The organism is Chryseobacterium sp. SIMBA_029 (genome assembly GCF_046535275.1).
Classification (GTDB): Bacteria; Bacteroidota; Bacteroidia; order Flavobacteriales; family Weeksellaceae; genus Chryseobacterium.
In genome coordinates this window covers 197,939-219,164 of the sequence record NZ_JAWRXA010000006.1, presented here as the reverse complement: position 1 = coordinate 219,164, position 21,226 = coordinate 197,939, and the positions used below count along the sequence as shown (strand labels likewise).

Annotated in this window: 18 protein-coding genes; all 18 read left to right on the top strand. The window is 32.4% G+C overall.

Annotated elements, in window-relative coordinates:
• Window positions 1–11 precede the first annotated feature (11 nt).
• The 18 genes from SB679_RS12835 (at window position 12) to SB679_RS12750 (ending at window position 21,193) form a co-directional block, all read left to right on the top strand.
• A complete protein-coding gene (locus SB679_RS12835) occupies window positions 12–1,205 on the top strand; it encodes an efflux RND transporter periplasmic adaptor subunit (RefSeq protein ID WP_410702719.1) in 1,194 nt (397 codons plus the stop codon).
• 217 nt (window positions 1,206–1,422) lie between these two features.
• Complete coding sequence (locus SB679_RS12830) at window positions 1,423–2,325, top strand: NAD(P)/FAD-dependent oxidoreductase (RefSeq protein WP_410702718.1); 903 nt, start codon at window positions 1,423–1,425, stop codon at window positions 2,323–2,325.
• A gap of 107 nt (window positions 2,326–2,432) precedes the next feature.
• A complete protein-coding gene (glyA, locus tag SB679_RS12825) occupies window positions 2,433–3,698 on the top strand; it encodes a serine hydroxymethyltransferase (RefSeq protein WP_410702717.1) in 1,266 nt (421 codons plus the stop codon).
• Between the two features lie 58 nt (window positions 3,699–3,756).
• Window positions 3,757–4,221 carry a regulatory protein RecX gene (locus SB679_RS12820; protein ID WP_410702716.1) on the top strand — a complete coding sequence of 155 codons (465 nt, stop codon included), beginning with the start codon at window positions 3,757–3,759 and terminating at the stop codon, window positions 4,219–4,221.
• A gap of 8 nt (window positions 4,222–4,229) precedes the next feature.
• Window positions 4,230–5,357 (top strand): DegT/DnrJ/EryC1/StrS family aminotransferase, encoded by a 1,128-nt coding sequence (locus SB679_RS12815; RefSeq protein WP_410702715.1) that lies wholly within the window; start codon window positions 4,230–4,232, stop codon window positions 5,355–5,357.
• A 120-nt stretch (window positions 5,358–5,477) separates the two neighbouring features.
• Window positions 5,478–7,406, top strand: a complete 1,929-nt coding sequence (locus tag SB679_RS12810; protein WP_410702714.1) for a polysaccharide biosynthesis protein — start codon at window positions 5,478–5,480, stop codon at window positions 7,404–7,406.
• 36 nt (window positions 7,407–7,442) lie between these two features.
• The gene (locus SB679_RS12805) at window positions 7,443–8,261 is read left to right on the top strand and encodes a polysaccharide biosynthesis/export family protein (protein WP_410702713.1); all 819 of its coding nucleotides are present in this window, start codon (window positions 7,443–7,445) and stop codon (window positions 8,259–8,261) included.
• A gap of 7 nt (window positions 8,262–8,268) precedes the next feature.
• Window positions 8,269–10,671 carry a GumC family protein gene (locus SB679_RS12800; protein WP_410702712.1) on the top strand — a complete coding sequence of 801 codons (2,403 nt, stop codon included), beginning with the start codon at window positions 8,269–8,271 and terminating at the stop codon, window positions 10,669–10,671.
• On the top strand, window positions 10,668–11,960 hold the full coding sequence (locus SB679_RS12795; protein ID WP_410702711.1) for a nucleotide sugar dehydrogenase: 1,293 nt from the start codon (window positions 10,668–10,670) through the stop codon (window positions 11,958–11,960). Before SB679_RS12800 ends, SB679_RS12795 begins: the two co-directional genes overlap by 4 nt.
• A gap of 52 nt (window positions 11,961–12,012) precedes the next feature.
• Window positions 12,013–13,035, top strand: a complete 1,023-nt coding sequence (locus SB679_RS12790; protein WP_317740866.1) for a polysaccharide biosynthesis protein — start codon at window positions 12,013–12,015, stop codon at window positions 13,033–13,035.
• Between the two features lie 13 nt (window positions 13,036–13,048).
• Window positions 13,049–14,137, top strand: coding sequence for a DegT/DnrJ/EryC1/StrS family aminotransferase (locus SB679_RS12785; RefSeq protein WP_410702710.1), 1,089 nt, complete (start codon window positions 13,049–13,051; stop codon window positions 14,135–14,137).
• Window positions 14,138–15,199, top strand: coding sequence for a DegT/DnrJ/EryC1/StrS family aminotransferase (locus tag SB679_RS12780; RefSeq protein WP_410702709.1), 1,062 nt, complete (start codon window positions 14,138–14,140; stop codon window positions 15,197–15,199).
• A 21-nt stretch (window positions 15,200–15,220) separates the two neighbouring features.
• On the top strand, window positions 15,221–16,075 hold the full coding sequence (locus SB679_RS12775) for an acyltransferase (protein WP_410702708.1): 855 nt from the start codon (window positions 15,221–15,223) through the stop codon (window positions 16,073–16,075).
• 18 nt (window positions 16,076–16,093) lie between these two features.
• Window positions 16,094–17,581: a lipopolysaccharide biosynthesis protein gene (locus SB679_RS12770; RefSeq protein ID WP_410702707.1), complete on the top strand. Its 1,488-nt coding sequence runs from the start codon at window positions 16,094–16,096 to the stop codon at window positions 17,579–17,581.
• A gap of 7 nt (window positions 17,582–17,588) precedes the next feature.
• Window positions 17,589–18,722: a glycosyltransferase family 2 protein gene (locus SB679_RS12765; RefSeq protein ID WP_410702706.1), complete on the top strand. Its 1,134-nt coding sequence runs from the start codon at window positions 17,589–17,591 to the stop codon at window positions 18,720–18,722.
• Window positions 18,723–18,724: 2 nt separating this feature from the next.
• Window positions 18,725–19,789, top strand: a complete 1,065-nt coding sequence (locus SB679_RS12760; RefSeq protein ID WP_410702705.1) for an EpsG family protein — start codon at window positions 18,725–18,727, stop codon at window positions 19,787–19,789.
• Window positions 19,790–19,798: 9 nt separating this feature from the next.
• Complete coding sequence (locus SB679_RS12755) at window positions 19,799–20,590, top strand: glycosyltransferase family 2 protein (RefSeq protein WP_410702704.1); 792 nt, start codon at window positions 19,799–19,801, stop codon at window positions 20,588–20,590.
• 12 nt (window positions 20,591–20,602) lie between these two features.
• Window positions 20,603–21,193 (top strand): acetyltransferase, encoded by a 591-nt coding sequence (locus SB679_RS12750; protein ID WP_410702703.1) that lies wholly within the window; start codon window positions 20,603–20,605, stop codon window positions 21,191–21,193.
• The last annotated feature ends 33 nt before the right edge of the window (window positions 21,194–21,226 follow it).

Here is a 21,226-nt window from a genome sequence, read left to right as displayed (position 1 = left end):
AAACTAGATATATGAAAAAGAAATTCACTTGGAAGAAAGCCATTTATATAGTGTTGGGGCTTGTATTTGCAGTGGCGTTGTTCTCAGGAATTGGGTACCTCATAAAGTCCAATACGAAGCAGAGCGAAAATTTCCTTACCCGTAAACCTACCATCCAGAACATGGATGATAAAGTCATGGCGACCGGAAAAATCGTTCCAAAAGAAGAAATTGAAATCAAACCCAATATTGCCGGGATTATCGAAAAGATTTTGGTAGATGAAGGAGATAAAGTAACTGCCGGACAGCTGATTGCTACCGTAAGAATTATCCCGAATATTGCTGATGTAAATAATGCACAGCAGGAGGTTATGAATTCTCAATTGCAGATCAGTAATGCAAAAATGAATGTAGACAATAAGCAGAAGCAGTTTGCTATGCAGGAAAGACTATATAAGCAGGGAGTAATTTCCAAACAGGAATACCTTACTTCACAACAGGATCTGTATTCTATGCAGCAGGCGGTGAAAAATGCTAATCAACAGTTGCAGACTGCTCAAAAAAGACTACAGATTGTAAAAACAGGAGCAACTCCGGAATTGCAAGGCTTAGCAACAACCCAGATCCGTTCTAAAGCGGCAGGGACGGTGCTTGAAGTTCCTGTAAAAGTAGGAAGTCAGGTAATTGAAGCCAACTCATTCAATGCCGGAACAACCATCTGTTCTATTGCAGATCTTAGCTCTTTGATCTTTCAGGGAGATATTGATGAAGCACAAGCGGGGAAACTAAAACAGGGAATGGATATGAAGATCGTAATCGGGGCTTTACAGAATAAAAGTTTCCCGGGAAAACTGACGATGATCGCTCCAAAAGGAAAAGATACCAACGGAACTATAAAATTCCCGGTTGAAGGTGATGTACAAAATCCTAACAACGAATACATCAGAGCTGGTTTCTCTGCAAACGGGGAAATTGTATTAAGCTCTCAGAAAAATGCATTGTTATTAGACGAGTCGCTTATTCAATATGAAAAGAGCAACGGAAAAGACAAACCTTTTGTTGAAGTGAAGCAGGCAGACGGGAAATTTAAGAAAACTTACGTAACATTGGGTGCCAGTGATGGAATCAATGTACAGATCTTATCAGGAATTACAAAAGATGCCAATGTGAAAGTATGGAATCCTTCTGATAAAGATAAAGAAGAGCTTAAAGAAAAGACAAAATAATAAACGATCATTATAAGTTTTAAACTGGAATCCCGAATTTTTCGGGATTTTTTGTTTATATCTCTGAGATAGATTTTATGGTTGTAAAAAGCCATCATTAGCTGTTTTGTTTTGTGTTTTTTCTTACTGTATGGAAATATTTATAAAAAACATTATTGCAACTTAATTGCATTAATGAAGATTTACTTACCTTTGCGTGACCAACAACCAAACAACTATGGAAAACAATTTTGATGTCATTATAGTAGGAGGGAGCTACGCAGGTTTATCAGCAGGGATGTCTTTAGGAAGATCGCTGCGAAATGCCCTTATCATCGACAATGGAAAACCCTGCAACAGGCAAACTCCGCATTCTCATAATTTTTTGACGCATGACGGAGAAAGTCCAAATAGGATCAATACGATAGCAAAAGAACAGGTTTTAAAATATGAAACGGTAAAATTACACGACGGAACCGTTGTAAAAACTAATAAAATTTCTGGTGGGTTTGAAGTTGAAACTGATTCAGGGGAAAAGTTTAACGCTAAAAAATTAATTATTGCCACCGGAGTTAAAGATATGCATCCGGACATTCCGGGATTTACGGATTGCTGGGGGATTTCTGTTCTTCACTGCCCGTATTGCCACGGTTACGAAGTAAAAAATGAAAAGACAGGAATTTTAGCCAATGGAGATATTGCCTATGAATTTTCAAAAATGATCATCAACTGGACTAAAGAAATTACCCTTTTTACCAACGGGAAATCTACTTTTACAAAAGAGCAGATCGGAAAATTAGATCAGCATCAAATTCATATTAATGAAGATGAAATTGAAAAAATAGAGCATGAGAATGGAAATATCCGTACAATAGTTTTTAAAAATGGAAAAGAATTTTCTTTAAAAGTACTGTATGCTAAAATACCTTTTGAACAAAACCTGAAGGATGCTGAAGATTTAGGATACGAGCTGACGGAACAGGGATTTATTAAAATCGATCTTTTTCAAAAGACGAATGTCTATGGAGTGTATGCCTGTGGAGATAATGTTACAATGATGCGTTCTGTAGCAAATGCGGTCTCTCAGGGCAATTTTACAGGAGCTATGGTCAACAAAGAACTGGTAGATGCAGACTTTTAAATTATAGAACGCTTATAATTTTAATTCCAAAAATCATATTTTGGGATGCCAAAATCTAGAGGGAAATTCCGTACATTTGGGGAGGAAAATCTCAAAACTAAAAGTAAATGGATATTATTTTTGACCTTATTGAAAAAGAAAGACAAAGACAAACTCACGGATTGGAGCTTATTGCATCAGAAAACTTTGTTTCTGAAAATGTAATGAAAGCGATGGGAAGCGTATTGACGAATAAATATGCGGAAGGCTACCCAGGAAAAAGATACTATGGAGGATGTGAGGTAGTAGACGAGGTTGAAACATTAGCCATCAACAGAGCAAAAGAACTTTTCGGAGTTGATTATGTGAATGTGCAGCCACATTCCGGTTCTCAGGCTAATGCGGCTATTTATCTTGCAGTTTTGAAGGCCGGTGATAAAATAATGGGAATGGACCTTTCAATGGGAGGGCACCTTACTCATGGTTCTGCAGTTAACTTCTCAGGAATCCAATATCAGGTGGTTTCTTACGGAGTACAGCAGGAAACCGGTCTGATCGATTATGACCAAATGAGAGAAGTAGCTTTAAGAGAAAGACCGAAAATGCTTATTGCAGGTTTCTCAGCATATTCAAGAGATTTGGATTATGCAAAATTCAGAGAGGTTGCTGACGAAATAGGAGCAACACTTTGGGCTGATATTGCTCACCCGGCAGGATTAGTTGCGAAAGGATTATTGAATTCTCCATTCGAACACTGTCATGTTGTAACCACTACCACTCACAAAACACTGAGAGGTCCAAGAGGAGGTATGATCATGATGGGTAAAGATTTTGAAAATACCTACGGACATAAAACTCCAAAAGGAGAAACCAAAATGATGAGCCAGGTGCTTGACGGAGCTGTATTCCCAGGAATTCAGGGAGGTCCTCTTGAGCATGTTATTGCCGGTAAAGCAGTAGCTTTCGGAGAAGCATTAGACGGAAAGTTTGAAACCTATGCCAAGCAGGTGAAGTCAAATGCTCAGGCATTGTCAAAAGCAATGACTGACAGAGGATTTGATATTGTAAGCGGAGGTACAGACAATCACTTAATGCTTGTAGACCTTAGAAATAAAGGTGTAAACGGAAAAGAAACCGAAAAAGCTTTGGTCTTGGCAGATATTACATGTAATAAAAATATGGTTCCTTTCGATGACAAATCTCCATTCACTACTTCAGGAATCAGATTAGGTACTGCTGCTATTACCACCAGAGGATTGAAAGAACAGGATATGGATACCATTGCAGGATTGATTTCTGATGTTGTAGACAATATCAAAAATGAAGAAGTCCTTACTTCTGTAAGAAAGAAGGTTAATGAATTAATGGAAGGTAAAGCATTATTTAACTACTAATATTTATTGCAACAGAAAATATAAAGAATGGGCAATAGCTCATTCTTTTTTTATCGATATGGATAAGAAGTCATTCACTTTTGATGAGATTAAGCTGAAACTGGTAAATTATTGTGTTTATCAGGATCGCTGCCATGCTGAGGTTGAGCAAAAAATGAAGGAATTTATGCTGATTCCCGAAGCAAAGGATGAAATTATGCTTTATCTTCTCAAAGAGAATTATTTAAATGAGGAACGGTTTACCAGAAGCTATATCAGAGGAAAATTCTATATAAAGCATTGGGGAAAAGGTAAAATAAAAATGAATCTCAAGCAAAAACAGATTTCTGAAAAGCTTATCAGCAAATGCTTTGATGAAATAGATGAAGCAGATTACGAAAAGACCATCAGAAAAATTTTTGAAGATTATTATTCCAGGCAAAAAGACCAAAAAGAATATCAAAGAAAATCGAAAACGATAAAATATTTGATGAGTAGAGGTTTTGAATATGAGAAAATAATTGATACTTTTGACGAAACATAAGCAGATAAGTGAAAAAAGAAAAGATTTGGCTGTCGCCTCCGCATATGGGAGGAAATGAACTTAAATACATACAGAATGCATTTGATACCAACTGGATCTCCCAATACGGCTCCAATATAGATGAATTTGAGAAAAGTCTGGAAAATTATTTAGGAAACAATTCTTATGTCACAGCTTTATCTTCCGGAACTGCTGCTATTCATCTGGCATTACGGTTACTAAATGTTGAAGAAGGAGATTTTGTAATTTGTCAGTCTTTTACCTTTGTAGCTACTGCTAATCCTATTCTTTATTTAAAAGCTGTTCCTGTATTTGTAGATAGTGAAAGCCAGACATGGAATATGTGTCCGGATATGCTAGAGGAAGCAATAAAATATGCTATCCAAAAGGGTAAAAAACCTAAAGCTATTATTACAGTATCTTTATATGGAATGCCTTTTAAGGTGGAAGAAATACTCCAGATTTCCAGAAAGTATGAAATTCCTGTTATTGAAGATAGTGCAGAAGCACTAGGCAGTAAATATAAAGGCAGGCTGTGTGGAACTTTTGGAGACCTTTCCATTATAAGTTTTAATGGAAACAAAATTATTACTACTGCAGGAGGCGGGATTTTAATATCCCGAAACGCTGCTGCTAAAAATAGAACTCTTTTCCTAGCTACACAGGCTAAGGACAACGAAGAATTTTACAGTCATTCTGAAATAGGATATAATTACAGAATGGATAATATTGCAGCGGGAATAGGTAGAGGACAATTGGAAACACTTGAGGAAAAAATAGAGCAACGGAGAAAAAACCATGATTTTTATCAACAGGCAGTGAAGAATAATACTAATTTTGAACTGTTTTCTGCACCAAATAGTGACTTTTATTCTAATTATTGGCTCAATACTGTTATTCTGAAAAATAATCTTTTAAAAGAAAAATTAAAGAAAAAATTTTCACAGAATAATATAGAAACCAGATTCCTATGGAAGCCTATGCATCTTCAGCCACTGTATAAAGGATATAAGTTTTTTGGAAATAATTTATCTGGTATACTTTTTGATACAGGACTGTGCCTACCGTCGGGAACTAATTTAACAGATGATTGCAGAGCTAGAATTTCTAACGTTTTACAAAATGAAATTCACTAAATTTGTTTTTTTTAATTTAAGTGTAGATGAAATTTTATTTTATTTTTGCATCCAAACTTAAGAATTGTTATTAATAAAAACTAGGGGTAACCCATTTAAATATGAACACAAATACAGACAATGTACAGCTCTTTTAGAAAAAAAATATTCGGAGGTGATAATGTTGTCAATCTCTCAGACGTTAGATATCTACCTAGATGGATAATACTTGTAATAGATATTATCATCTTGGTTATGTCTCTATTTCTTTCTACTTATACCATTGAAAAAATTACCCAAAAAGAATTTATTTATCATGAGGATAAAAGCGTGGTCTTTGCTTTTATTATTTTGATAAATACAATTTTCATGTATTTTTTCAAAACCTATGCAGGAATTATAAGGCATTCTACCTTTATTGACCTTTTTAAATTGCTGATATCATGTTTCTGTACTATGACAGTTATAGGTGTAGTAAACTTGGCCTATTTCTGGACTATGGGTGGGAAATTTATATTAACCCCATTTCTGGTATTGTATTTTGTTATTTCTTTCATGGGGCTGTTTCTCTTCAGATTATATGTGAAAGAATTTTTTCATATTGTCAGAGAATATAGAAGAAGTGCTCTGAAAAAAAGAATTTTAGTATTGGGTATTGATGAACAGTCTATTGCTATAGCACGTGCTATTTTGGATAACCCAAGTCTGCCATATCAGGTGGTAGGTTTTCTGACTCAAAGAAAAGATTCCAAAAGAGCTTCTTTATTAGGGAAACCTATTTACGAGAAAAGAAGAATAGAGGAAACAACAAAAGAAGACCTTATCATCGATGGTGTTATTATTGTTAAGGAAATGATGTCTAAAGATGAAATGAATTCCTGGGTAAATTTATTTTTAGAAAAAGACTTAAATATTTTCAAAGCGCCATCCGTTCAGAAATTAAGAGACAGTGATTTAGGAGGGGCTATCAGAAATCTTCAGATTGAAGACCTTCTTAATAGAAAACCAATAAAAATCGAAAGCGAAGAAGTTAGAAGCAGACACTTCAATAAAAATATATTGGTAACAGGTGGTGCAGGCTCTATTGGAAGTGAAATTGTAAGACAAGTTGCCCAATTTAATCCTGCATTGATCGTTGTTTTAGATCAAGCTGAAACACCTCTCTATGACATTGAACTTGAAGTGAAGGAGAAATTTCCTCACATACGATTTAAATTTGTTTTAGCGGATGTCTCTAGTATATATAGAGTTGAGCCAATATTTCAGACGTATAACTTTTCAATGGTATACCATGCTGCGGCTTATAAGCACGTACCATTAGTAGAAGAGAATCCTAATGAGGCAATTCGTGTGAATGTGTTAGGATCAAAGAATATTGCTGTTTTATCAAGCCGTTATAAAGTAAACAGGTTTGTAATGATTTCTACAGATAAAGCGGTAAATCCTACTAATGTTATGGGAGCTTCTAAAAGAGCTGCAGAATTATTCGTTCAATCTTTACAGCACGTTGAAGGAAATACTACAAAATTTATTACAACAAGGTTTGGTAACGTTTTAGGATCAAACGGTTCCGTTATTCCACATTTTAAAAAGCAAATTGAAGCTGGAGGACCAGTTACGATTACGCATCCTGATATTGTAAGATATTTTATGACAATTCCTGAAGCTTGTGAACTTGTTCTTCATGCAGGAACTATGGGAAAAGGAGGTGAAATTTTTGTCTTTGATATGGGGGAACCTGTTAAGATTCTGGATCTTGCAAGGAGAATGATTAAGCTATCAGGGTTTGAACCCAATATAGATATAAAAATTATATATACTGGGTTACGGCCAGGTGAAAAACTATATGAAGAGTTGTTGAGTGACAATGCTAAAACACTTCCTACTCATAATGAAAAGATTATGATCTCTAAGGATCCAGCCATGGAATTTTTAGAAATAGAGAGTCTGATAGACTTGGTTACAGATGCCTCTATAATGAAAGATAAAGTAGAGGTAGTAAAGATTTTGAAATTCATTGTACCTGAATTCAGAAGTAATAATTCTGTCTATGAGATTTTGGATATATAAGAAAAATATAAATGTATATTTGTATAATTAAAAAATATGAAAAGTAAGATATTGATTATATTGCTGGCATTTTGGCTAGTTTCATGCAAAACAAATCCTAATACAAAAAATGATCTGAACTATATGCAGAACATAGAACAAGTAGCTGTAGATGCTTCTACCAGAAATTCTAGTTCTACTATTCAACCGGGCGATCAACTTGTTATATTGGTGACAGCAAAAGATATGGATGTTGTGAAGCCTTTTAATCAAAACTATTCTTCATCTGAAACTATTCAGAACAATACTTTTGCTGGCGGAAATACTCCTACCCAAGGCACAACTAACATCTCAGGACCTACTTATATAGTAGATAATGAAGGAAATATAGATTTTCCTATAATAGGGAAACTTAATACTTCTGGAAAAACATTTACCGAATTTAAAGATGTGCTTAGAAGTGAAATGACTCGTTATGTTATTAATCCTACAATAAACTTAAGAATTTCAAATTTTAAAATTACAGTTTTAGGAGAGGTAAACAGGCAGGGAGACTATGTAATTTCAAATGGACAAGCTACAATTTTAAATGCATTGGGAATGGCTGGAGATTTAACAATGTATGGTAAAAGGGATGATGTTTTGGTTATTAGAACTGAAAATGGCCAAATAATTCATGGCAAAATAAATTTGCAAGATGCCAATTTAATTAATTCACCTTATTATAATTTGAAGCAAGGGGATGCTATTATTGTAGCTTCCAATAATACAAAGGATCTAGCATCTAAACAAAACCCAAATACGACATTCTACATAACTGCACTTTCAATTGCCATTACAGCTGCGGCTGTTGTAGTAAGTTTAATCAAGAAGTAAAAAATTAATGGACAGCCAAAAAACTCTGAATTACTCACAAACGGAAGATTTAAAAAGTATTGATATTAATGAAGTTATCAGACCCTATTTAAGAAATTGGCCATGGTTTGTTATTTCAATTCTTTTATGTACTCTTATAGCTTATTTTGCTTTAAAATTTGTAACACCAGTTTATAGTGTAAAAACTACAATACTTATAAAAGATTCCAAAGGCTCTCAAACTCCTACTGTAAGTGATGTTGGAATACTTCAGGATTTATCTGGATTCGGAGGAATGAAAACCAATAGTGTAGATAATGAAATTGAGATTTTAAAATCTAAAAAACTGATGAGAGATGTTGTGAAATCTCAAAATATGCAGGTTGATATTTTCACAAAAAAGAAAATTGGAAGTGTAGAATTATATAAAAGCTCTTCTCCGGTTAGTGTTAAAGTTGTTTCAGAAAAGCCATTGGCTAAGTTTCCTGAAGAGCCAATTAATTTGACAATAAAAGGAAATGAATTACAACTTTTTTCAGATGAAATTGGAAAAGAAATTGTTTCAAAATTTGGAACAACTATAAATCTACCATTTGCAACCATTATTATTATTAAAAATAATAATTTTAACCCTTTAACTGTTAAGGATTTAAATGTAAATGAAATGCAGCTCAAAATTTCTACGACAGAAGCTAAAATATCTTATTTTCAAAGTATTTCTAATGTTGGAGTTGTTAACAAAGATGCTACAGTTTTAGGACTGGGATTAAATTACCCTCAAACAGAAAAAGCTATTGATATTCTAAATGCATTAGTATTAGCTTATAATAATGATGCGATTACTGATAAGAACTTAGAGTCTAAGAAAACTTTGGATTTTATCGAAGATAGAATAAAAAAACTTTCAGGAGAGCTAGGTGAAGTAGAGAATCAAAAAGAAAATTTTAAAACAAAAAATAATCTTACAGACCTTGAAACTGAAGCAAAAATAGATTTAGAAAGTTCAGCAGCTGCAAGAGCAAAACAACTAGATGTTGATGCTCAGCTAGAATTGACAAATTCTTTGATTGGTTTCGTTTCAAAACAAGGACAGTTTCAGGTTTTACCATCTAATGTTGGTTTGAACAGTCCTGAAGCTGCTAGTGGAATTTCTACCTATAACCAGCTTATCATGCAGCGTAATAGGTTATTGGAATCAGCTACGCCGGAAAACCCTACAGTGGTTGATGTTACGAAGCAAATTGGTGCGATGCGTACAACAATAATGCAGAGTTTACAAAGGAATAAAGATGGTCTAGAGTTAACTAAAAATGAATATTTAGGAGAACAAAGTAAAGTTTCCAGTAAAATATCTAAACTTCCTTCTATTGAGAAGCTTTTTAGAGGAATTGAAAGGCAGCAGCAAATCAAAGAAAACCTGTATCTTCTTCTTTTACAAAAAAGAGAGGAAACAGCTATAGGGCTGTCGATTACTGCTCCAAAAGCAAGAGTGATAGATACAGCATACGCTTCCAGTGCACCTGTTTCACCGAAGAAAAATATAATACTTCTTGGAGCCTTGGCAGTTGGCCTTCTTATTCCTTTTATTATTATCTATTTGTCAGAATTATTGAATAATAAGGTAATCACCAAGCATGATTTGGAAAAACTTGTTCATGCGCCTGTAATTGCAGAACTGCCAAGCTTGGAGAAGGGAGACTCCGATATAGTAAGGATGAATGATATTACTCCTATGGCAGAAGCATTTAGAATTTTGATTACTAATATGAATTTTATGCTTCCCAAGGATAATAAGAAAGGAAAAGTCGTTTTTGTGACTTCGACAGTAAAAGGGGAAGGGAAAACATTTGCATCTGTTAATTTAGCTTTAACGTTAGCTAATCCAAAGAAAAAGACAATTATTATTGGATCAGATATTCGAAATCCTCAATTACAACGATATAATACGGCAAGAAAGGGCTTGGCTGGTCTTACTGAATATTTGTATTCTGATCAGGCTAATCTGGATGAAATTATTCATGTATCTTCTTTTAATCCAAATTTAGATGTAATTTATTCAGGGATGATTCCTCCAAATCCTACTGAATTATTATCAAATGGAAAATATGAAATATTATTAGATCAACTTAAATTAAAGTATGATTATATAATATTAGATACTGCACCATTATTGCTTGTTACAGATACATTTCTGATCGCTGAGTTTGCGGATGTTACTATTTATGTTTCAAGATCGAAGTACACTGAAAAAGCATTATTAGAATTTGCGAATAATAATATTGATCAAAAGAAAATTAAAAATGTAGGTTTTGTATTAAATGACGTAAGTAGAGAGAATTTGGGATACAGCAATAAATATGGTTATGGCTATAATAATCATATAGAACAAACATGGTTGGAGAAAATTAAAAATAAATTCACAAAAAGATGAGACCATATAGAATAGCAGTTGTAGGACAGGGATATGTAGGGCTGCCTCTGTCCCTAGAATTTGCTAAGCATTATCCAGTATTAGGATTTGATATAAATGATCAAAGAGTAACAGAACTCAATAATGGAATGGATAGTACATTAGAAGCAGATATAGAAAAGCTGGATAATGGACTGAAAAAATTTGAAGAGACAGAAGGTAAGTTAGGGTACAAAGCAACAAGTAAATTATCTGATATAGTAGAAGCTAATATTTATATAGTTACAGTTCCTACACCTATTGACAAATATAATGCTCCAGATTTAAGACCTTTAATCTCTGCATCAAAAATGCTTGGCGAAATTATAAAAACAGGAGATATTATTATTTATGAATCAACGGTTTTCCCTGGCTGTACTGAGGAAGAATGTGTTCCTATTCTCGAAGAATATTCAGGGCTTGTATTCAATTTCGATTTTTTTGTTGGCTATTCCCCTGAAAGAATTAACCCTGGAGATAAAATTAATACACTTACGAGTGTTAAAAAAGTAACTTCTGGGTCTACGGAAGAAATTGCTCAAGAAGTTAATAATCTATATAAGAAAATCATTACAGCTGGAACACATAAAGCACCAAGTATAAAAGTAGCGGAAGCTTCTAAGGCCATAGAAAATGCTCAACGTGATGTAAATATTTCTTTTGTTAATGAATTGGCTCTGATCTTTGATAGAATAGGGATTGATACCCATGATGTTTTGGAAGCTGCCGGAACGAAATATAATTTCCTTAAGTATAAACCTGGACTGGTTGGTGGTCATTGTATATCTGTAGATCCATACTATTTAGCCCATAAAGCAGAACAACTCGGCTATCACCCAGATGTTATTTTATCCGGAAGAAGGGTAAATGATTCAATTGCCAAGTTTATAGCGTCTAAAGTTGTTAAACTTTTAATTGCAAAAGGGGGAATTATAAAAGATTCAAACGCTTTAATATTAGGCGTGACATTTAAAGAAAACTGTCCTGATGTTAGAAATACAAAGGTAGTCGATATATATTCAGAATTAATTGATTTTGGTATCAAAGTAGATATATATGATCCTTGGGCAAGCAAAGAAGAGGTTCGTCAAGAATATAATGTAGAACTTATAGATAGACTTAATCATGAAAAAAAATATGATTCCATTATTCTTGCTGTGTCTCATAATGAATTTTTGAAACTGGATATTCAGAAAATTAAAACAGATAATGGTGTTGTATTTGATGCAAAAGCATGTTTAGATAGGACGATGGTAGATGCAAGATTATAAAACTTTATTTGCCCATTCCAATATATACCATTAAATAAAAAAATAAACAAATATGTTAAAAGATAAAGTATTATTAATTACAGGAGGAACTGGTTCTTTTGGAAATGCAATGCTTAAAGGATTTCTTAATTCTGACCTTAAAGAAATAAGAATCTTTTCAAGAGATGAGAAAAAGCAGGAAGACATGCGTATCGAATATAAAAATGACAAATTAAATTTTGTTATTGGAGATGTTCGAGATTTCGACAGTATTAATAATGCAATGAAAGGAGTAAGCTTTGTTTTTCACGCAGCGGCGTTAAAACAAGTACCATCGTGTGAATTTTATCCGATGCAAGCCATTCAAACCAATATACTGGGAGCAGAAAATGTACTCGAAGCTGCAGCAAGGAATAATGTGGAAAGAGTAGTTGTTCTAAGTACAGACAAAGCTGTTTATCCCATAAATACAATGGGAATGTCCAAAGCAATAATGGAAAAACTGTCAGTTTCTAAAGCTAGAGATCCTAGAGTCCAGGCTGTAAATGCTGTGTACACGGCAACCAGATATGGAAATGTTATGTGCTCCAGAGGATCTATTATTCCGTTATTTATTAAACAAATAAAAGAGGGAAAGCCATTGACTATTACAAATCCTAAAATGACAAGATTTATGATGTCTCTTGATGATTCTGTTGAGTTGGTTTTATTTGCTTTTGAAAATGGAAATCCTGGAGATATTTTTGTTCAAAAATCCCCAGCTGCAACTATAGAAACCTTAGCCATAGCATTAAAAGAATTATTTTCAGCTAATAATGAAATTCAAATTATTGGAGAGCGTCATGCAGAAAAAATGTATGAAACATTATGTGCTAAAGAAGAAATGGCAAAAGCTGAAGATCTTGGTGATTTCTATCGTATTCCTGCAGATCTGCGAGATCTGAACTATACTAAATATGTACAAACAGATGGTCCAAAACTTAGTGTAGAAGAATATAATTCGGATAACACAGAACTACTTGATGTTGAAAAGCTTAAAAAACTTTTATTGACCTTGGAATATGTTCAACAAGAATTAAATCTGATCACCAAATAATTAAAATAGAAATATGATTCCTATAGTAAAACCGTATTTACCACCTGCTGAAGATTTAATGCCGGCAATACAAGAAACTTTATATAGTGGATATATAGCTGAAGGAGAAAAAGTTTATGAATTCGAAAAAGAATTTGGAGAGTACATAGGAAACCCACTTGCTCTGTCCCTTAATTCAGGTACTGCTGCTTTGCATATAGCTCTATTAATGGTCGGAATACAGCCAGGAGATGAAGTTATAAGTACCGTTCTTACAGCTGAACCTACTAACGTTGCTATAAAACTTGTTGGAGGTAAGGTAGTTTGGGCTGATGTACAAAAAAATACAGGACTACTGGATCCAGTAAGTGTAAGAAGTAAAATTACTGCTAAAACTAAAGCTATTTTACTTGTACATTATGCCGGAATGGTATGTGATATGGATGAGTTTAATAAAATTTCGGAAGAATTCAATATCCCAATAATCGAAGATGCAGCTCATGCAATGGGGGCTAAATATAATGGGAAAATGATTGGAAATAATTCTGCATATACGATTTTTTCCTTGCAGGCTATAAAGCATATGACTACTGTGGATGGAGGCTTTTTAACAGTCAAAAGCGAAGATAAATATAACCAAGGAAGATTACTGAGATGGTTTGGTTTGGACAAGAAAGTAGCTAGGCTTGAAAATGATATTAAATTCCCAGGCTATAAATATCACATGAATAATGTGAATGCTACTATTGGTCTTATACAAATGAAATATGTAAGAGATATAATTGGTAAATATATTTCAAATGGTAAATTTTTCGATACAGCATTAGAAAATACTTCCGGAATACAACTGTTAGATTATAATCCAAATACAGATCCCTCTTATTGGTTATATACCATGAAAGTAGATGATAGGGAAAATTTTATTAAGATGATGGCCGATAATGGAATTACAGCATCAGAACTTCATCTTCGTAATGACAGACATTCCTTGTTTAAAGAATCTGAAACGGAATTACCTGTTTTTGATGATTTTTATAAAAAAATGGTACATATACCTTGTGGATGGTGGATAGATGAGGATACCCGTAATACAATTGCTGAAGTAATTAAAAAAGGATGGTAAATGATTCCTATATATAAACCCTTTATGCCGGAAAATATTTCAAATAAAATTAATGAAATATTATATTCCGGAAAACTATCTTATGGCAAGATAGGAAAAGAATTTGAACAATCTCTTTCTGATTTTATCTGTAATGATAGAATTTTGACAACGACTACTTATAATCAGGCATTATTGATGGCATTATCAGTTTTAGACCTTAAAGCTGGTGATGAAATTATTGCGAGTCCGGTAAGTTGCTTGGCCAGTAATCAACCATTTGCAGTTAAAGGCTTAAAAATAAATTGGGTTGATGTAGATCCTACCTCAGGAACAATTGATACTGAGCATTTAAAAAAACTTATTTCAGGAAAAACAAAAGCTATATTTAATAACCTTTTTTGTGGATACGCAGGAGAGTTAGATGATGTTTATCAGTTAGGTATAGAATTTAATATTCCTGTTGTTGATGATTGTATAGAGGCTTTTGGAACCGAATATAAAGGAAAAAAAACAGGAAATACAGGAGCTGATATTACCATTTTTTCTTTTCAGACTGTGAGGTTGCCTAATACAATAGACGGAGGAGCATTGTCTTTTAAAGATAACAAACTATATGAAAAGGCGAGAATGATAAGAGATTATGGAATAGACAGGTCAAATTTCAGATTACAAAATGGAGAAATCAATCCTGATTGTGATATCAAAGTAGAAGGATATGGGGCCACAATGAGTGAGATTAACTCTTTAATAGGAACTGAGCAGATGGAAAATATTACCAAGCTTTTGGAAAAGCAGAGAAATAATGCTTTAAAATGGGACAAAATTTTTGACGCGAATCCTAAACTTCAATCACTAAAAGTTAATGAAAATGTTAATCCCAATTTTTGGGTATACGGACTTCTTACAGATAATAAAAATGAGTTTCTTCAAAAGATGAAAGCAGATGGTTTCTATTCCACAGGTGTTCATATTAATAATAATGTTTATTCTGTTTTTCAGAATAAAACGAAATTAATTGGAGTAAATGAATTTATGAGTAAATATGTGGCTGTACCATCTGGATGGTGGTTCACCCGTTAAATTGAAATAATAATATAATATATGAGTTCTACAAATCAGATTCATGAAACTGCCAAAATTCATAAGAATGTTAGGCTTGGCGAATATAACCGTATAGGGAAAAATGTACTTATTGAAATAGTAGGAAATGATCCGGATGCTGAAGTTGTAATTGGTGATAATAATATTATTAATGATAATACAAGAATATTTGTTTACAGTTCATTGGATATAGGAGATTGGAACGTTCTGCATAATGATATGTTGTTAATGGCAGAACAAGAGATGAAGATTGGACATAATTGCTGGTTTGGACAGAATACGATTCTTGATGCTGCAGGTGGACTTGAAATAGGAAATGGAGTAAGAGTTGGAATGTACTCACAGATATGGACGCATGTGGCAAGTGGTGAGCAAATAGAAGGCTGTACACTGTACGCAAAGAGAAAGACAACCATTGATGATGATGTATGGCTTGTAGGAAGTTGTGTTGTAGGATCTGGCCTGTATTTAGGGAAAAGAAGCACAGCACTTATTAACTCTGTTATAACGAAAGATTTAGAAGCTAATAGAGTTTATTCAGGAAGTCCTGCAAAGCTTATGGAAAAAGCAAATTTTTACAAAGATGTAACGCTAGACAAAAAATTTGAAATGCTTAATGGATGGTTGCAGGAATTCGTTTCATTAAATCAAGATGTACAGATCAGATTAGAAGAAAAAAGAACAAAGTTATCTGATAACAATAGTGATGTAGTATTTACCATGGAAGAAGAAGATAACACTGAAAAAGGATATTTTTTGTTGCACAATAAAACATTCAATAAGTCAAATTCAGAATTGGAAAGAAGAGTTTATAAGTTCTTGTACAATAATAAGGCGAGATTTTTACCTGCTTGATCCTACTTAGAAAAATAGATGAAAAAAAATATTGTTGCAAATTTTATAGGTAAATTTTGGGGTATATTCTCAAACTTTATATTTATTCCTTTATATATTAAGTATTTAGGATTTGAAAGCTATTCTATTATAAGCTTTATATTAATTATAGCGGGAATAATTGCAATTTTAGATTCTGGACTCACAGCTACCTTATCGAGAGAATTTGCAAGAAATGATAATAAAGAAGAAGACAGAATAAAAATTTATAAAACACTTGAGTCGGTTTATATCATAGTTGTTTTGCTATCTATTGTAGGAATAGTCTTGTTTTCAGATATCATCGCAGATAATTGGATTAAGGTTAAATCTTATACACCATCTCAGGTATCTGGTTTTCTTAAAATTATTAGTATTGATGTAGGCTTTCAACTGTTGCTTAGGTTTTATATGGGAGGCCTGTTTGGTCTTCAAAAGCAGGTGATGGCCAATGTTTATCAAATGTTGTGGGGAATGTTAAGAAATGGGCTGGTTATTGGGGTAATTATTTACTATCCTGATTTAAATACATTTTTTATCTGGCAGAGTGCTGCTACACTTATTTTTACTTTTTTAATGAAAGCTTCTCTTGACAAAATAGTTTATAAAAAGAAAATAAATTTTTTGTTTAGCATAGACAAAAATGTTTTAAAAAATGTCTCTCATTTTGCTGGTGGAATGCTATTGATTGCTATAGTAGCAGCCTTCAATACGCAGATGGATAAAATTGTTATTTCTAAACTTTTATCATTAGAAAGTTTAGGATATTATACCTTAGCAGTTTCGTTGTCTCAAGGGATGCTTGCTATTGCCGGACCTATAGCTACAGCTGTACTTCCAAATTTTACAGCCTATTATTCATTAAAAAAAATTACTGAAGCTAACGACTTATATAATAAATATGCATTGTATGTTTCTATCTTAATTTTTACTTTCTTGTCTAATATTATTTTCTTTACTAAACCATTATTATGGGCATGGACTGGAAATTTAGAAATCGTTAACCATGTATATATAATCTTACCAATTGTAGCTTCGGCTTATGGTTTTGTTATGCTTCAGGTAATTCCAGGCCAGGTAGCCATAGCAAATGGATATACAAAGCTAAATAACGTATTGGGAATACTAAGTATATTTATAACGTTTCCCGGATACTATTTTTCCATTAAATACTACCAGGCATATGGAGCGGCTGTCGTTTTCCTTTTCGTACAGATTATTTCTACATTTATATATATTTCTTTTATAAATAGAAAATTCATAAAAGAAAACTTACTGAATAAAATTTTTTTTAAACAGATTTTTATTCCGTTCATTATAGCATTTTTAGTATCTTTTATGCTTTCAAGAATTCCACAAATCTTTAGTGAAAGCAGAATTATTTCTTTTATATGGATAGGGATTGCTACCTTTCTAACATTGATGGTCACTTCTGCTATAGTTTTGCCAAGAGAGGAAATAAAAAGATTTTTTAAATTTAAAAATTAATTTTGTAATGAGACCATTACTAAGTATTGCAATAGCGACTAAAGACAGAGAAAAATATTGTGTGAAATCAATACAGTCTATTTTATCTCTTAATAGTGATAAAATAGAAATTACCATTTCAGATAATAGCGCAACTCCCCAGGTAAAGAACTTTATTGAAGAGCTGAAATCTACTAATGTTAAATATAGATATGATTCAGGCCCGGTTTCTTCAATTGAAAACTTTAACAGAGCAATAGAACTTACCACAGGAAAATATATCATACTGATTGGTGATGATGATACGATATTGCCAAAGGCCATTGAGATAGCCGAATGGGCAGATAATAACGATATAGATTCTGTTTGTTCTAAAGAAGCAGTTACTTATTACTGGCCAGGTGCATTAGAGCAATACCCTACCGGAGCATTAATTATTCCGCCATTTGGTAATAATATAAAGGAGATTTCTCTAAAAAAGAATTTAATCAGTCTTCTACATAATGGATTACAACATTATTTGCTATATCCTTTACCTAAAACTTATCACGGAATAGTTAAAAAAGATATTTTAGAAAAGATAAAAAAGTTAACAGGACATTATTATGGTGGATTAAGCCCAGATATATACTCTTCAGTTGCCGTTTCATGCATCGCTAAAAACCATTTCCAATTAGAAGAACCAATTTCAGTGGCAGGAGTATGCCCAACAAGTACTACCGCAGAAAACTTCACAGGAAAGCACTCAGGAACATTAGAAAATATTCCCCATCTTAGACATAGAGAAGGATATGTTTTTGATAAAAGAATCCCTAAATATTATAGTGTTAATACAATATGGGCTGAATCTGGGTTGAAAGCATTAGAAGAATTGAAAGAATTTGAATTATTAAAAGAATTTAATATTTTTTATCTTTTGGCTCAGGGAAGAATAAACAATAGGAAGTTTATTAGTGATTTGATTGAAGAGGAGACTCAGAAAACATTATCTGAAAATAATATCAGCCAAAATAAATACAAAATTGAAAATGCAAAAAGTATATTTAAAATTTATACTAAAAAAGCTTTGAATATATTGAATACAAAAATGAGTTCTCGGAAAGACAAAACAATTTTAAGTATAGAAAATATTCAAAAAGTATTGGAAATTTATAATTCATAAGAATGCCATATTATTTAATACCATACATCTATATATTTTTTCTTTGGATAAATTACTATTTTAATAAAGTAGATTTTCAAAGAAAAAATTTGTTATTATTTGTTTTTTTATTGCCTGCATTTTTAATTGCTGTATTAAGAGGGAATATAGGGACAGATACTTTTTTTTACCTGGGTCTTTTTTCTCTCCATGAAAAGGGTATGGTTACGGATGGATATGAACCAGGATTTCTTTTACTTACTTTTTTAATATCAAAATTAGGATTAGGGGCAAGATTTGGAGTGGCTTTAATTTCTGTAATCACAAGTTTTCTTCTTATCAAGCTTTTTTCGCGGTCCAAAGAGACTATTGCTCTATTTGTGGTTGTATTTTTCCCTATTTTCTACTTTGATTTTACAATGAATGGTATCAGATATGGACTAAGCTTTGCATTAGCTGCTTGGGCTGTGCACTATTTGTATGAAAAAAAATACCTTTACACAACAATTTTGTCAGTGGTTGCTATTTCAATTCAATATTCTGCATTGCTTATTGTGCTGGTTTTTATATCTAACTTAATAAAGAAAAAGTATATTTTTATATTTTTAGGTATTTTCCTTGTCTTGATGACTCTCACAAGTACTTTTGACTTCTTTTTGGACCATTTGGCGGGAAAACAGAAAAGCTATTCGCACATTCAATCACCAGGTGCGTTTTCGGGTATTGGACCTCTAATCCAGTTTTTATTTATTTATTTTTGTTTTTTATTTTATTCTGATAAGAAGTCTTCGAAAAAACTATTGCATATTATTTTGATCCTGGAAATTATATCATTTATCATTGCTAAATTTACTTATGCAGGATTAAGGCTTCAAACAACATTTTTATTCACTTTAATTATATATATATTGAATAATATTGATTTGTTGGAAATCAAAAATAGAAGCATGTTTATGTTCAGAATGATCATAATCAGCTTATTCAGTACTGCAATGTTTATGAAGAATATTACCAGTGTGGGAGATGAAGAGCAACTGACTCCTTTTTTACCTTATAAATTCTTTTGGGAACAAAGCTATCCTTTTTAATTTTTTTATATGAATATTTCCGTAATAATCCCCATGTATAATTCTGAGAAGACTATCACTGAAACATTAAAATCAGTTTTTAGTCAAACATGTAAACCTGATGAAATAATTATTGTTAATGATGGAAGTAAAGATAATTCTAAAAATATTGTTGATCAGATTATCAACAATAATCAGTCAGGAATAAAAATTCAAATAATTAATATTAAAAATAGTGGTGTTTCTGTTGCAAGAAATACAGGAATTAAAAATGCCCATGGAGATTGGATTGCCCTTTTGGATTCTGATGATGCATGGGAAGCCAATAAATTAGAAAGGCAGATTGAAATTATTAAGGAAAATCCTTCAATAGATTTTTTAGGGACCACCAGGAATAAAGAAGTTATTAAAAATATCCTATGGATTAAATTAGGTCATTTAACAAAAATAACAGCGAAACAACTTTTATTAAGATTTGTTTTTGTAACCCCTACTATTTTGTTTAGGAAAAGCATAGTTGACGATATTGGATATTTTGATGAAAATCAAAGATATGCGGAAGAAGGAAATTATTTTATTAGAATAGCCAATAAATATAATGCATATCTACTGAATGAAAGTTTAGTGATAACCGGAGGTGGTAAAGCCCATTTTGGAGAAAGTGGATTATCAGGAAATATTTTGGAAATGGAAAAAGGAGAATTAAAAAATATTAAAGACTCCTTACATATGGGAATTATTAATAATTTTGAATATGTATTGATTAATATTTTTTCTATTTTAAAATATGTAAGAAGATTCTTAATTGTTAAATTAAAATAATATACGAAATTTATGTTAGAAAGATACGGTATATTTGGTATTATCAGTCTGTTATACTTTAAGATTAGGGGAATGCTTATTTTTAAAAATGCGAGATTGATTCGTTTTCCGTTTAGAATAAGAGGAAGAAAATTTATTAAAGTAGGCAAAGGTTTTACGACAGGTTTTAATTGTAGAATTGATGCTTTTCCATCAGATAGTAAAGAAAAATATCTAATTGAGATAGGGGAAGGAGTACAGATGAATGATTATGTACATATTGCAGCGCATAGAAAAATTATCATTAAAGATAATGTATTAATAGCTAGTAAAGTTTTTATAACAGATCATAACCATGGTAGTTATAGCGGAGAAGATCAAGATTCTCCATTATCTAAACCAAATGAAAGAAAACTTCAATCTGCACCGGTAACTATTGAAGAAAATGTATGGCTTGGAGAATATGTTTCAATAATGCCAGGCGTTACAATAGGCAAAGGTTCTATTATTGGTACGATGTCTGTCGTAACAAAAGATATTCCAGATTATACTATTGCTGTTGGCAGTCCCGCAAAAGTGATAAAGAAATTTAATTTTTCTACTAATACATGGGATAAAGTTTAATACGAACCTATTACAGAAATAAAATATAAGTAT

Excerpts from the sequence above, each read along its gene's own strand:
- SB679_RS12810 (WP_410702714.1), top strand. The coding sequence starts at position 5,478 with ATGTACAGCTCTTTTAGAAAAAAAATATTCGGAGGTGATAATGTTGTC.
- SB679_RS12790 (WP_317740866.1), top strand. The coding sequence starts at position 12,013 with ATGTTAAAAGATAAAGTATTATTAATTACAGGAGGAACTGGTTCTTTT.
- SB679_RS12795 (WP_410702711.1), top strand. The coding sequence starts at position 10,668 with ATGAGACCATATAGAATAGCAGTTGTAGGACAGGGATATGTAGGGCTG.
- SB679_RS12800 (WP_410702712.1), top strand. The coding sequence starts at position 8,269 with ATGGACAGCCAAAAAACTCTGAATTACTCACAAACGGAAGATTTAAAA.
- SB679_RS12820 (WP_410702716.1), top strand. The coding sequence starts at position 3,757 with ATGGATAAGAAGTCATTCACTTTTGATGAGATTAAGCTGAAACTGGTA.
- SB679_RS12780 (WP_410702709.1), top strand. The coding sequence starts at position 14,138 with ATGATTCCTATATATAAACCCTTTATGCCGGAAAATATTTCAAATAAA.
- SB679_RS12750 (WP_410702703.1), top strand. The coding sequence starts at position 20,603 with ATGTTAGAAAGATACGGTATATTTGGTATTATCAGTCTGTTATACTTT.
- SB679_RS12835 (WP_410702719.1), top strand. The coding sequence starts at position 12 with ATGAAAAAGAAATTCACTTGGAAGAAAGCCATTTATATAGTGTTGGGG.
- SB679_RS12785 (WP_410702710.1), top strand. The coding sequence starts at position 13,049 with ATGATTCCTATAGTAAAACCGTATTTACCACCTGCTGAAGATTTAATG.
- SB679_RS12775 (WP_410702708.1), top strand. The coding sequence starts at position 15,221 with ATGAGTTCTACAAATCAGATTCATGAAACTGCCAAAATTCATAAGAAT.
- SB679_RS12830 (WP_410702718.1), top strand. The coding sequence starts at position 1,423 with ATGGAAAACAATTTTGATGTCATTATAGTAGGAGGGAGCTACGCAGGT.
- glyA (WP_410702717.1), top strand. The coding sequence starts at position 2,433 with ATGGATATTATTTTTGACCTTATTGAAAAAGAAAGACAAAGACAAACT.
- SB679_RS12765 (WP_410702706.1), top strand. The coding sequence starts at position 17,589 with ATGAGACCATTACTAAGTATTGCAATAGCGACTAAAGACAGAGAAAAA.
- SB679_RS12805 (WP_410702713.1), top strand. The coding sequence starts at position 7,443 with ATGAAAAGTAAGATATTGATTATATTGCTGGCATTTTGGCTAGTTTCA.
- SB679_RS12760 (WP_410702705.1), top strand. The coding sequence starts at position 18,725 with ATGCCATATTATTTAATACCATACATCTATATATTTTTTCTTTGGATA.
- SB679_RS12770 (WP_410702707.1), top strand. The coding sequence starts at position 16,094 with ATGAAAAAAAATATTGTTGCAAATTTTATAGGTAAATTTTGGGGTATA.
- SB679_RS12755 (WP_410702704.1), top strand. The coding sequence starts at position 19,799 with ATGAATATTTCCGTAATAATCCCCATGTATAATTCTGAGAAGACTATC.